General features: G+C 64.6%; 10 protein-coding genes. 2 read left to right on the top strand and 8 right to left on the bottom strand.

Going from position 1 to position 12022, the window contains the following annotated elements; all coding sequences use genetic code 11:
• Positions 1-34 precede the first annotated feature (34 nt).
• The 3 genes from FXN65_RS02030 to FXN65_RS02020 all read right to left on the bottom strand — a co-directional run bounded on the left by FXN65_RS02030 (position 35) and on the right by FXN65_RS02020 (position 2289).
• Positions 35-730 (bottom strand): fimbrial biogenesis chaperone, encoded by a 696-nt coding sequence (locus FXN65_RS02030; RefSeq protein ID WP_151131426.1) that lies wholly within the window; start codon positions 728-730, stop codon positions 35-37.
• A 93-nt stretch (positions 731-823) separates the two neighbouring features.
• A complete protein-coding gene (locus FXN65_RS02025) occupies positions 824-1354 on the bottom strand; it encodes a fimbrial protein (protein ID WP_151131425.1) in 531 nt (176 codons plus the stop codon).
• Positions 1355-1653: 299 nt separating this feature from the next.
• Positions 1654-2289 (bottom strand): response regulator transcription factor, encoded by a 636-nt coding sequence (locus FXN65_RS02020; RefSeq protein WP_151131424.1) that lies wholly within the window; start codon positions 2287-2289, stop codon positions 1654-1656.
• 168 nt (positions 2290-2457) lie between these two features.
• Between FXN65_RS02020 and FXN65_RS02015 the strand changes: the two genes are divergently transcribed.
• Entirely contained in the window at positions 2458-3654 is a 1197-nt protein-coding gene (locus tag FXN65_RS02015) for an EAL domain-containing response regulator (RefSeq protein WP_151131423.1), read from the top strand.
• Here FXN65_RS02015 and FXN65_RS02010 read toward each other — a convergent pair.
• Positions 3648-7262: a transporter substrate-binding domain-containing protein gene (locus FXN65_RS02010; RefSeq protein ID WP_151131422.1), complete on the bottom strand. Its 3615-nt coding sequence runs from the start codon at positions 7260-7262 to the stop codon at positions 3648-3650. The genes FXN65_RS02015 and FXN65_RS02010 overlap by 7 nt on opposite strands.
• Before the next feature lie 509 nt (positions 7263-7771).
• Between FXN65_RS02010 and FXN65_RS02005 the strand changes: the two genes are divergently transcribed.
• Complete coding sequence (locus FXN65_RS02005) at positions 7772-8404, top strand: response regulator transcription factor (RefSeq protein ID WP_151131421.1); 633 nt, start codon at positions 7772-7774, stop codon at positions 8402-8404.
• A gap of 28 nt (positions 8405-8432) precedes the next feature.
• Here the strand turns inward: FXN65_RS02005 and FXN65_RS02000 are convergent, their stop codons facing one another.
• The 4 genes from FXN65_RS02000 to choX all read right to left on the bottom strand — a co-directional run bounded on the left by FXN65_RS02000 (position 8433) and on the right by choX (position 11985).
• Complete coding sequence (locus FXN65_RS02000; RefSeq protein WP_178119261.1) at positions 8433-8912, bottom strand: thioesterase family protein; 480 nt, start codon at positions 8910-8912, stop codon at positions 8433-8435.
• 100 nt (positions 8913-9012) lie between these two features.
• Positions 9013-9978: an L-carnitine dehydrogenase gene (locus FXN65_RS01995; RefSeq protein ID WP_151131420.1), complete on the bottom strand. Its 966-nt coding sequence runs from the start codon at positions 9976-9978 to the stop codon at positions 9013-9015.
• Between the two features lie 107 nt (positions 9979-10085).
• Positions 10086-10973 carry a BKACE family enzyme gene (locus tag FXN65_RS01990; RefSeq protein WP_151131419.1) on the bottom strand — a complete coding sequence of 296 codons (888 nt, stop codon included), beginning with the start codon at positions 10971-10973 and terminating at the stop codon, positions 10086-10088.
• 73 nt (positions 10974-11046) lie between these two features.
• Positions 11047-11985 carry a choline ABC transporter substrate-binding protein gene (choX, locus tag FXN65_RS01985; protein WP_151131418.1) on the bottom strand — a complete coding sequence of 313 codons (939 nt, stop codon included), beginning with the start codon at positions 11983-11985 and terminating at the stop codon, positions 11047-11049.
• Between the last annotated feature and the right edge of the window lie 37 nt (positions 11986-12022).

The following is a 12022-nucleotide window of genomic DNA, read 5'->3' as shown; positions in this document are numbered from 1 at the left end:
CGGAGCCGAGGAACCCGCGCCTGCGACCCTTGGTCTAGAGCTGCAGGCGCGCTTCCTCGCGGATAGGTGCCCCGTAGTCATTGATCCAGTGCAGGATCACGGTTCCAGAAGCAGGCGGCGCCACTGCCCCGGAGAAGGGAAAGTCCTGGCTGCCGAAGGGCCGTACCATCCCTCCCTCGGTCTTGTACTCGCGCCCTCCGGACTTCACGCCCAGCTCGCTGAAGGAGATGTGGAAGGGGCTGGGGTTGGTTGCACGAAGGACGTGCCCACGCTCGGTCTTCGCCAGTTGCCAGCGCATGCCGGTGGCGGCCTGATCGGCCCTACCGGAAAGGCCCTCAGGACGGTAAAAGAGCTTCAACCGGGTACGGATCGCGAACTGCATGACGTTTCCGGCATCGGCGGGAACCGGTGGTATGTCCAGCAGGTTGAGCCAGAACAACGACTCGCGATCACCAGGCAAGGACTCGCCGGTGAAGGCCAGGCGCACGCTCTGCCCCTGGTTCGGGTCGACGCGGAATATCGGGGGTGTAAGCAGGAATGGCGCTTCGGCGTCTTCCGGGCGGGTATCGGGATCACCGCGATCCACCCAGACCTGCACCAGCGAGGGCAGTGTGCCGTCATTGCTTATGCGCACACCGATTTCCTGCTGCTTGGCGGGATAGATGAAGCGGGTGCCATTGACCACTATGCCCGCTTGTGCGCCCACGGACACCAGGGCGGCGGCAAGCATGAGGAACCGGCTCAGGATTGAAGTACGTAAGGACATTGGCGGGTACCGGCAACGCGCGGCCGCCCGGCATTTCTGCCGGGCGACAACGTTCGATCACTCGTAGGACATGGTGTACTGGACGGAGGTGCTGACCGCACCCGGAGTGGCCGCTGCGCTGTCCGGCGCCTTGTACGCCGCCAGGAACTCGAGGGTTCCGGTTGCTTTGCCGGACTCGCCGGTGGCAATGACTTCCTGGTTGTTGGTGCCGTTGACCAGGTGGATCGGCTTCTGGTCCTTGGTCAATATCTGCACTTCGACGTTGGAGCCACCGGCGGCCTGGTTCACCAGGTTGCCGGTCTCGTGGTTGACCGTCGGGCCGGGCTCGAAATGGGCCACGATCTTGGTGCCTGCGGTGCAGCTATCAACCGAAATCGAGAACGGCTTGAAGCCGGAGGTGGCACCGGCGCCAAGTGAGGACTGGGACACCGGCACCAGCGTCACGGTCTGGTCGCCGCTGCCGCCGGAAATTTTGCAGGTCTTGCCGGAAACTTCACCGGTGATGGAAATGGTGCCGTCGATTGCGGATGCCATTCCGCCCACGCCGAGCCCCAGCACAGCGATACAAGTGGAAGCGATCTTCTTCATTTTCTCTCCGTTGGCAGCGCCTGGTTCTCCGCGCCTATTGCATTGGACTGGTAAGAGCCAGAACCAGAATCCAGGGGGTCATTAGCCAGCCAAAGAGGAGGACACCCCCGCTTCGTGATGGCGCCGCCATGATAGCGACGCACCCTTTCCATGGATGGAGGCTGCGCCCAACGTGCCTTGTAGGAGATTTCTTATTGATGGTAGGCAAATTCGAGGGACGGCCTCGATAGAGAAAAAACACATACTGTGTTCATGGCTTGCGCACGGCAAGCTGGCCGCACCCCGGGCGGGTGCGTCGGTCAGCCCTGCTGGCGGGCGCTGAGATCGTTGCGCCGGGCGAACTCGATCAGCTCCAGCAATGACCCGAGATTGAGCTTCTGCTGGATGCGGGTCTTGTAGGTGCTGATGGTCTTGTTGCTGAGCAGCATCAGTTCGCCGATTTCCTTGTTGGTACGACCGGAGGCAAGGTACTGCAGGACCATCAACTCCTGGTTTGACAGGCGTGACACCAGCTCCGCCTCGCTGAAGGCGGTACGCCCATTGGCGGCGAAGGTCTCGGCGGGGAAGAAGGTGAAGCCGGTGGCGATGGAGTTGATCGCGGTGACCAGGTTCTGCAGGTCCTCATCCTTGCTGACGTAGCCCTTGGCGCCAGCCTGGAAGCAACGCTGGGCGAAGCCTTCCGCCGGCTGCGAGGTCAGAACCAGCACATGGCTGTCGAGACCGAGCGCACGGATGCGGGAAATCACATTGAGGCCGTCCAGCCGCGGGATGCCGATGTCCAGCACGACGATGTCCGGCTCGTGCTGGCGGATCAGCTGCAAGGCATCGACGCCGTTGTCCGCCTCACCGACCACGTCCATGCCATTGCGCTCCAGCAGCATGCGGACGGCCATGCGGATGACCGGGTGATCGTCGACGATCAGGGCACTTCTCATTGCAACCTCGATATCAAAAGGGGAGCGGATGTCCGTGACGCTGTGTCCGTTGGTGACCCGTTCAGGTCATCGGTGAATTTTCCTACAACCCCATAGGAAGCGCCGCCTAGATGCAACCACTTCTTCGCCAGTAACTTGGCCGGTATCCCAACCCCTGTCGAGCCCCGCATGAAGAACTTACGCATTCTGGTTCTGGAAGACGAACCGTTCCAGCGCCTGATCGCAGTCACCGCCCTGCGCCAGTTGGGGCTCGAACGCATCCATGAAGCGGCGGACGGCGCCGAGGCACTGGCCCGCCTGGAAGCCTGTGGCGGCGTGGACATCGTGTTGTGCGACCTGCGCATGACCGGCATGGATGGCGCAGCCTTCCTGCGTCATGCGAGCGAGGCGGGCGTCGTCCGCTCGGTAATCCTCAGCAGCGAGGTGGATGCCGAAGTACGCCAGGCCATCAGCGCCTTGACCCGCAGCCTGGGCCTGCAATTTCTCGGCGACCTGGGCAAGCCGTTCGACCTGGACCGCGCCGCAGCACTGATCGCGCGCCACACGGCGGAATCGGCCGCAGCAGCCATGCCTCGGCAGACGCCGGACTCACCCACGCTGGAGGACATTCTCCGTGGCCTGGACCAGGGCGAGTTCGAAGCCTGGTTCCAACCCAAATTCCACCTTGGCAATGAGACCTTGCATGGAGCCGAGGTCCTGGCGCGTTGGCGTCATCCGCAGCGCGGCGTGCTGGCCCCGTCGCAGTTCCTGCCGACCATGGAAGCCCACGACCTGATCGACCGGCTGTTCTGGCAGCTCTTCGCCCAGGGGCTCGCGCTGCAACGGGACGTCGCCCGCACCGGACGACGCGTGAACCTGGCATTCAACCTCCAGCCCCGGCAACTGAGCGACCAGGGCCTGGTCGAGCGTATTGGCAAGGCTCTGACGGAAGCAGGCCTTCCCGGGGAAGGCCTGACCTTCGAGCTGACCGAAACAGGTTTGCTGGAAGCCCCCGCGGCGAGCCTGGAATGCCTGGTGCGGTTGCGCCTGCTGGGCTGCGGACTGGCCATGGATGACTTCGGAGCCGGCTACTCGTCGCTGGACCGCCTCTGCGAATTGCCGTTCAGCCAGGTCAAATTGGACACCAGCTTCGTTCGCAAGCTGATGAACCAGCCGCGCAGCGGCGCCATCATCAGCAGCGCCGTTGCCCTGGCCGAATCGATGGACATGACGCTGGTGGTGGAAGGCGTGGAAACCCCCGAACAACGCGACCAGTTGCTGACCCTCGGCTGCCAGGTGGCCCAGGGTTTCCTCTTCGCCCGCCCACAGGACCGCGGCAGTTTCCTTGCCCTGCTGACCCGCAAGCTCAGGCCCGAGTCTCACTGATCGTCGGAGGCCATCCGCGCCATCAGTGCCTGCTCCAGTTCCAGCAGCGCCAGACGTAGCTCGCCCGCGGTAGCGCGCAGGTCCGATGGTTCCGGCACAGGCGCTTTGCACGCCTGTTCAAGGTCCGCGCAGGCGGCGATCAAGGGTTCGGCCCGGATGACCCGTGCGGCGCCCTTGAGCCGGTGGGCGAGCTCGGACAGGCCATGTGCATCGCCCTGCTCGGCGAGTTCAGCCAGGGGCTGCAGATCGCGGCGATTGGTCTCCAGAAGTTCTTTCAGCAGGTTGTGGATCAGGCCGGGATCGCCCCCCGTCAACGGCGCCAGCGGCGCGAGGTCGAACAACCCTGACACCCCTGCAGCGAACGGCGCCGGCGGACTTGCGGCTACCTCGGCTGCCGGCACTCCCCCTTTTGCAGCACGCAGCTTTTCCTCCAGCAGATCGAGCCCGATGGGCTTGATCAGGCAATCGTCCATTCCCGCGCGGATGCTGCGTTCGACTTCCTCCTGCTGGGCATCGGCGGTCAGGCCGAGAATCAGCGTCGGCGTCCCCTGAGCATCGCGCTCGCCGTCACGAATGGCCCGCGCGAGGTCGGCGCCGCTCATGCGTGGCATGTGGCAATCGGTGGCGACGACGTCGAAGTGCCCAGCGCGCCAGAACGCCAGGGCATCGACGCCGTTCTCCGCCTCGACCACCTCGTGGCCGAGGAAACCGAGCTGCTGGGCGAGGATCTGCCGGTTCACCGGATGATCGTCCACCACCAGCACCCGCAGCCTGCGCCGTTCCACCGCGACCGCCGCCGCGCCGGCGACAGGTTCCGCTACAGGGTCGAGGCGATGCAGCCGCAGCTCCACGTCCACCCGCGTACCCCGGCCCGGCGCACTGGTCAGCGTCATACGGCCTCCCATCATTTCGCAGAGAGAACGGCAGATGACCAACCCCAGCCCCGCCCCTTCCGTCTGGTGATAACCCCGCTCGACCTGGGCAAAGGGGCGGAACAAGCGGCGCTGGTCCTCCTCGGAGATGCCGATGCCGGTGTCCTCGACGCAGAAGCTCACCCGCAGCAGTCCGGGCTCGGACGCTTCGCCCTCGATCTGCAGGCGAACGCTGCCCTCGCGGGTGAACTTGATGGCATTGCTGACCAGGTTCGAAAGGATCTGCTTGAAGCGCATGCTGTCCACCAGCACGTCACCCTGGATGCTGGAGTCGATATCCAGCACCAGGTTCAGGCCCTTCTGCCGCGCCAGGCCGTCGAACACCCTCGCGACCGACTCCACCAGGTCCCGCAGGTTGGCCCTCTGGGGGGCCAGGCTGAGCCGCCCCGATTCGATCCGGGCGATATCGAGGATGTCGCCGATCAGTACCAGCAGGCTGCGCGCCGAACCGTAGGCGACTTCGATGCTGGAGCGGTCGACGGGCTGGTCCCCGGCGCGCTTGAGCGCCAGTTCGAGAATGCCGATCACCGCGTTCATCGGCGTACGGATCTCGTGGCTCATGGTCGCGAGGAAGGTGGTCTTGGCACGGCTCGCCTCATCGGCCAGGTTCTTCGCGGCCTCCAGCTCCTGCACCAGCTGGCGGTGTCCGGTGACGTCGAGCCAGCCGCAGATCACGCCCTTCACGGCGCCGGTGGAATCCTGGAAGGGATGGACCCAATGGTCGATCCACCGGGTCTGCCCACCTGTCTGCACGGTTCTTACGCCCTGCAGCATCTGCCCTTCCGTCATGGCCTGACTATAGAGCTGCTGGAACTCCGGCGCCGACTCGAAGAATTCCGGAGGCAGCTCCGTAACCGTGCGCCCACGCACGTTCTCCAGCGGCAGGCCGATGGCGGACAGGTAGCTGCGATTGCAGGACAGCAGGCGGCCCCCGGCGTCTCGGACATAGAGCGGTGGCGGCATGCTGTCGATCAGGGTCTCGATGAAACGCAGTTCGTCGTTCAACTGGCGTTCCGTGGCCCGGCGGCGGCGCACCTCGCGGCGCTGGTGGAAGACCCAGGCCAGCACCAGCAGCAGCAACAACCCGGCACCGATGACGATGCGCTGGATCAGGGTGCCGTAGTCACGCCAGGTCTGCGGGCTCATCCCCGGACTGCCCCGCCAGCTGTTGGAGATGGCGTTGAGCTGGTCCGGCCCGAGGCTGGCCAGGGTCTTTTCGAGGATCGCGTGGAGTTCGGTATCGGCACGGCGAACGGCGAAGTTGGCGGTGACCGGCTCGAGCCCGACCAGCCCCCTGATCGCCAGGCGCCCCTGGAACAGCCGCGTGATGTAGTAGCGCGCCGTGGTGACCGGCACCAGCGCGCTGTCGGCGCGACCGTCCGCAACCAGGTTCATTGCGTCCAGGTAGGAGCCGGTATCGGCCAATTCGAGCGCCGGGTAGGCCGCCTTGATCTCGGCGCGGGCCACGTTGCCCTTGCCCAACGCCAGGCTCTGTCCCGCCCCGTTCCCCACAAGTGCCACGTCCTCGCCGTCCTGGCCGGCGCGGACCACCAGCGCGAAGGGCACCGTGGAGATCGGGCGGGTGAAGCGCAGCTGTGCCTCTCGCTCCTTGCTCGCCGAAAGGATGGCGAGGTCCGCCTCGCCCTCCAGGAGGCTGTCGATCTGCCTGGCGAAACCACCGGCCCGGCTGACCGCCTCGAAGCGCAGCCCGGTCCGCAGGGACGCAGTTTCCAGCAGGTCGGCGACGATGCCGCGGAACTGCCCGTCATCGTCGAAGAACGCGAATGGCGCCATGTCGTCGTCGACGACCAGGCGCACCAGCGGATGGCGTTCCACCCAACGCTGTTCCTCTGCCGACAGTGGTAGCCGCTCGCTGACCGGTGTCATTCCACTGCCCACCCAGCGTCGCGCGACCTCATCCAGTTGCGAGGGTCCGATGGCGCGCAAGGCGGCATCGATCCCTCGCAGCAGGCGCTGATCGCCCTCGCGCATGAGGAAGGCGATGCCGACATCGGGCTGGTCGATGAAACGATCGAATTTGAGCATTCCGTAGAAGCTGCGATTCAGCTGGAAGTAGACCGGCAGCAGCTCACCGAGCAGCAGGTCGGCCTGGCCGAAGGCGACCTTGGCCATGGCGTCGTCCACGGACGAGGCCACCACCTGCTGCGCGCCGGGGTAGCGCTGGCCGAGCGCCTGGTCATGCCTGGGTACCCGGGCGACACGCAGCCCGTCGAGGTCCTGCGGCAGGACGCGATGGTCGTCGTAGCGGCGGAACAGAGCGAGGCGGTCGGTAGCAAACGCCTGGCTGCGCGTCACCGGGGCACCCCTGCCGTCCTGCCCATCGCCGACGAAGAGATCGATCTCCCCGGTGGCCAGGGCACGCAGCAACGCAGGGCGGTCGGGGTACTGCCGCAGCCTGATCTGCATGCCGAGCCACTGACTCATCAGGGCAAGCGTGTCGGCCGCGATGCCCTCGTAGCTGCCATCGCGCTGGATGATCTCCATGGGGACCGTGCCATCGGCGGCGACGCCCAGCACCAGCTCGCGCTTCTGCCGCAGCCAGTACCAGTCGTCCTCGCTGATGGCGAGGTCCTGCTGGTCGACCACCAGTTGGCTGGAAAGGACCAGGCGATGAATATCCTCGGCAGCATGGGCGCCCGTGCCAATCAAGGCCATCCAGCACAGGAGCCAGAGCCGCCGTACAGACGATCTGAGGAAAGAAGGAATGCGCAACTGGCCGGCCTGCCTGGGTGAATTCAACGATCAGAACCTTAGTCGAAGGGGAAGTCTTTTGTGGCGTCTGCGTTGCGAGCGAGAGGCCCGCCTACATGGTCTGTAGGAAAGTTCCTAAACGACCGCTCAGAAGGAAAACCAACAATATACTTCCGGCCCTGCGGACCTACTGATTGTTTCGATTCTTACCGATTGACGGAGCATCGGCTTTCAAACTTGTTGAAAGTTGGTACGCAGAATTTGGAGTAGTCCGAAGGACAATTGGCTTAATTCTGAAGAAGTTTTCAGAGCGGGCCAACTTGACTTCCTTCACATCCAAACGCGTTGGACAACCTGCCCCATCGGGCAGGCGCACCCAGCGAACTTCGATCAACCCGAGCTCCCAACGGCATCTTTCAGAAGGCCGCGCGCCGTCCGAATTCATTGGGAAGCCTGACGAGGAGAACCGACGGATGAACAAGGTATTGCTGATTGACAACCAGCCCATGCTCCGCTTTGCCACTCGCGTACTGCTGGAACGCGAGGACTACGAGGTCGTCGGCGAAACGGAAAGCGGCGTCGAAGGCCTCAGCATGGCCCGGTCGCTGCGGCCCGATCTGGTCATCCTGGACATCGCCATTCCCAAACTCGACGGCCTCGAAGTCCTGGGGCGACTCAGCGCCATGGACGCCAACGTGAAGTTGCTGGTGCTCACCTCGCTGCCGGCCTCGCTCTACGCCAACCGCTGCCTGCAGGCCGGCGCCACGGGCTACCTGTCCAAGCAGGAGCAGGCGTTCAGCCTGATCTCCGCCGTGCGTTCGGTGCTCTCCGGCTACAGCCTGTTCCCCAGCACGGTGCACCTGCCGGACGCCTCGCAGCCAGGACAATGCAGCGACAACCACCTGCTGGACAGCCTCTCCGACCGGGAACTGGCAGTCCTGCAGAACCTGGCCAATGGCAAGAACAACCAGGAAATCGCCAAGCAACTGTTCATCAGTCACAAGACTGTCAGCACTTACAAGTCCCGCCTGATGGACAAGCTCAAGACCCGCAACCAGGTCGACCTGATCGACTTCGCCCGCCGCTACGTGGTGCCCACTCCCTGAGCATCATGCCCTTCCGGAAGCCGCAGCCTCAGCGAGGCGGCGGCAAACCGATCACACACCCTACGTGACGTGGCCGCGGCAGCTCGCGATGAGCTGCCGCAATCGCCTCGACCTTCTCACCCACCGACAAGGCAAAGGCCGCCGAACGCGACGTCTCGGCATCCACGTTCATCAACATCTGCTCGCTGGCCGCCAGCAATTCCTCCCCGCCCGCCAGGTAAAGCCCATGGTGGATATGCAGCCGCTTGGCGTCGTGGGCGAGCAGTTGGGTGCGCACTTCCACTTCAGCGCCCAGCTTCACTTCCGCCAGGTACTTGAGGTGGCATTCCAGGGTGAACAGCGTGTGGCCGGTTTCGGCACGACCGCCCTCATCGAGGCCGATCTCGTCCATCAGGGCATCGGTGGCGTAGCTGAAGATCAGCAGGTAGAACGCGTCCCGCAGATGGCCGTTGTAGTCCACCCAGTCGGGAAGGACGGCAGTGCGGTAGGTGGTCAACGCAATGGGCATGAAGGGCTCCGATAAGAAATGTTGGGCTTCGCTGGTTCAGCGCCAACCTACAGGGCATCAGGCAGGCTGGCAGCGGTCGAAGCGAGGCCCAACGACAAGGTCATTCGGCGAAGGCGAAGCCGTGGCTGGCCTTGGTTTCCTTGATGGCGCCGAGTACCGCCAGCAGGCAGTCGTCACGGTAGCGTTCCAGCTCGGCAATGCTACGTGAACCCTGCTGCTCGGAGGTGCCTTCCACTACCCGGTCGATCAGGGTATCGGTCAATTCCGGTGCCGGCAGGTAGGTCCAGGGCAATTGCAGCGCCGGGCCGAACTGGGCCATGAAGTGGCGCATGCCGGCATTGCCGCCCGCCAGGGTGTAGGTCAGGAAGGTGCCCATGAAGGACCAGCGCAGACCGGCACCGAAACGGATGGCGTCATCGATCTCGCCGGTACTGGCCACCCCGTCGTTGACCAGGTGCAGCGCCTCGCGCCAGAGCGCCTCGAGCAGGCGGTCGGCAATGAAGCCTGGCACTTCCTTGCGCACATGCAGCGGACGCATGCCCAGCGCGGTGTAGATCTCGATGGCGGCCTGCACAGCCTCAGGCGCGGTCTTCTCGCCGCCCACCACTTCCACCAGTGGCAGCAGGTAGACCGGGTTGAAGGGGTGGCCGACCACGCAGCGTTCAGGGTGCACGGCGTCGGCGTAGAACTCGCTGGGCAAGAGGCCCGAAGTGCTGGAGCCGATGATCACATCCGGGCGCGCCGCCGCACTGATCTTCGCGTGCAGGTCGAGCTTGAGGTCGAGGCGTTCCGGCGCGCTTTCCTGGATGAAGTCGGCATCCCGCACGCACTCTTCGATGGTCGCGACGAAGCGCAGGCGGTCCTGGGACGCGCCGGGGGCCAGGCCCTGCTTCTGCAGCGCCGGCCAGGCATTGGCGATACGCGCACGCAAGGCGGCTTCGGCGCCGGGTGCCGGGTCCCAGGCGATGACATCGAGGCCGTGGGCCAGGGCGCGGGCGATCCAGCCGCTGCCGATGACGCCGCTACCGAGGGCGGCGAAGGTCTTGATCTGGGTAACGAAGGACATGGTGGCTCCTGATGGGCGAATGAAGGGCGAGTCAGGGAGGCCCGGGTGAATTCCGGCTTCCCTCACCCCCGACCCCTCTCCCAGGGGGAGAGGAGAGAAAAACGGGCTCAGCCTCTGGGCTTGAGGTTCATCTTCTTGCGGCCCTCTGCCGGGCTCAGGGCGCGACCGCCGAGGCGTTCGATGATCTCGATGGCTCGCTCCACCAGTTGACCGTTGCTGGCGTGCACACCACGGTCGAGCCAGATGTTGTCTTCCAGCCCCACCCGCACGTTGCCGCCCAGCAGCATGGCCTGAGCCACCATCGGCATCTGCGAGCGGCCGATACCGAAGCCTGCCCAGGTGATGCCCGGCGGCAGGTTGTCGGCCATGGCCTTCATGGTGGTGGTATCGGCCGGCGCGCCCCACGGGATGCCCAGGCAGATCTGGATCAGCGGGTCTTCCAGCAGGCCTTCCTTGAGCATCTGCTTGGCGAACCACAGATGGCCGGTGTCGAAGATTTCCAGCTCGGCCTTAACGCCGAGCTCGGTGATGCGCTTGGCGCCGGCGCGCAGTTGCGCCGGGGTGGAGACGTAGATGAAGTCGCCATCGCCGAAGTTCAGGGTGCCGCAGTCCAGTGTGCAGATTTCCGGCAGCAGTTCTTCCACATGAGCCAGGCGCTCCAGCGGCCCCACCAGGTCGGTGCCGGTGCCGAATTCCAGGGGCTGCTCACCCTTGCCGATTTCCAGGTCACCCCCCATGCCAGCGGTGAGGTTGATGATGATGTCGGTATCGCTTTCGCGGATGCGCTCCACCACTTCACGGTACAGGGCCACATCACGGCTCGGCTTGCCGGTTTTCGGATCGCGCACATGGCAGTGGGCGACGGTGGCGCCGGCCTTGGCGGCTTCGATGGCAGCGGCGGCGATTTCCTTCGGAGTGACGGGAATGGCCGGGTGCTTGCCGACGGTATCGCCGGCGCCGGTGACGGCACAGGTGACGATGACTTCGTAGTTCACGGTTGTTTCATCCTTCTGCGAGGCGATCGGAAACCGTGCGCGGGGCAATCCGCGCACTGGGCGTTGCGTTGATTTACTTCAGCGAGGCGAAGGCGCTTTCGACGCCGTTCTTGCCGTCGAAGGTGGTGACCCCGGCGAGCCAGCCCTTGACCACTTCCGGATTGGCCTTGAGCCACTGGCGGGCGACCTTGGCCGGGTCCTCGCGGTCCATGATCGGCTGCATCAGCTGGGCTTCCTGGTCGCTGGTAAAGCGCAGGTTGGCCAGCAGGCGATCAGCGTTGGGGCAGCGCTGGGCGAAGTCCGGCGCGGTGACGGTGGAGACGGTGGCGGCGCCATCGTTGGGGCCGAACACATCCTCACTGCCGGTGAGGTAGGTGATAGGCATCTGGATGTTCATCGGGTGCGGTTTCCAGCCGAAGAACACCACCGGCTTGTTGTTCTTCACCGCACGCTTGACCGCGGTGAGCATGGCCGCCTCGCTGGACTCGATCAGCTTGAAGCCACCCAGGCCGAACTGGTTGGTGTCGATCATCTTCTGGATCGCGGTATTGGCACCGGAGCCGGATTCGATGCCGTAGATCTTGCCGTCCAGCTGGTCCTTGAACTTCGCGATGTCGGCGAAAGTGCGCAGGCCCTGTTCGGCGGTGTAGGTGGGCACAGCGAGCACGGCGATGGCGTCGTTCAGCGAGGGCTCGGCGGCGACTTTCACCGACTTGGAAGCCAGGAACGGCTTGATGTTGTCGTCCATGATCGGCTTCCAGTAGCCGAGGAAGACATCGATCTGCTTCTTCTGGATGCCGGCGAAAATGATCTGCTGCGAAGCCTGGGTCTGGGTGGTCTGGTACCCCAGGCTACCGAGCAGTTCGTTGGCGACGGCGGTGGTGGCGACTACATCGGTCCAGCCGACCACGCCTACGCGGATTTTCTGGCAACTGGCGTCTTCGGCGGCGAATGCGGCGGTGGTGGAGAGGGCGAACAGACAGCAACCAGCGAATGCGGTGAGACGTTTCATTGATGCTCCCCTTGCGGCCATACGGTTTGTATTTGTT

The sequence above is a fragment of the Pseudomonas lalkuanensis genome (assembly GCF_008807375.1).
Lineage (GTDB): Bacteria > Pseudomonadota > Gammaproteobacteria > Pseudomonadales > Pseudomonadaceae > Metapseudomonas > Metapseudomonas lalkuanensis.
Note: the sequence above shows the minus strand (reverse complement) of the source record. Positions and strands in the feature narration are given on the sequence as shown.

Bases quoted from the DNA above. Each gene is read 5' to 3' on its own strand.
- FXN65_RS02025 (WP_151131425.1), bottom strand. From the start codon at position 1,354: ATGAAGAAGATCGCTTCCACTTGTATCGCTGTGCTGGGGCTCGGCGTG.
- FXN65_RS02020 (WP_151131424.1), bottom strand. From the start codon at position 2,289: ATGAGAAGTGCCCTGATCGTCGACGATCACCCGGTCATCCGCATGGCC.
- FXN65_RS02005 (WP_151131421.1), top strand. From the start codon at position 7,772: ATGAACAAGGTATTGCTGATTGACAACCAGCCCATGCTCCGCTTTGCC.
- FXN65_RS01995 (WP_151131420.1), bottom strand. From the start codon at position 9,978: ATGTCCTTCGTTACCCAGATCAAGACCTTCGCCGCCCTCGGTAGCGGC.
- choX (WP_151131418.1), bottom strand. From the start codon at position 11,985: ATGAAACGTCTCACCGCATTCGCTGGTTGCTGTCTGTTCGCCCTCTCC.
- FXN65_RS02000 (WP_178119261.1), bottom strand. From the start codon at position 8,912: ATGCCCATTGCGTTGACCACCTACCGCACTGCCGTCCTTCCCGACTGG.
- FXN65_RS02015 (WP_151131423.1), top strand. From the start codon at position 2,458: ATGAAGAACTTACGCATTCTGGTTCTGGAAGACGAACCGTTCCAGCGC.
- FXN65_RS02030 (WP_151131426.1), bottom strand. From the start codon at position 730: ATGCTTGCCGCCGCCCTGGTGTCCGTGGGCGCACAAGCGGGCATAGTG.
- FXN65_RS02010 (WP_151131422.1), bottom strand. From the start codon at position 7,262: ATGGCCTTGATTGGCACGGGCGCCCATGCTGCCGAGGATATTCATCGC.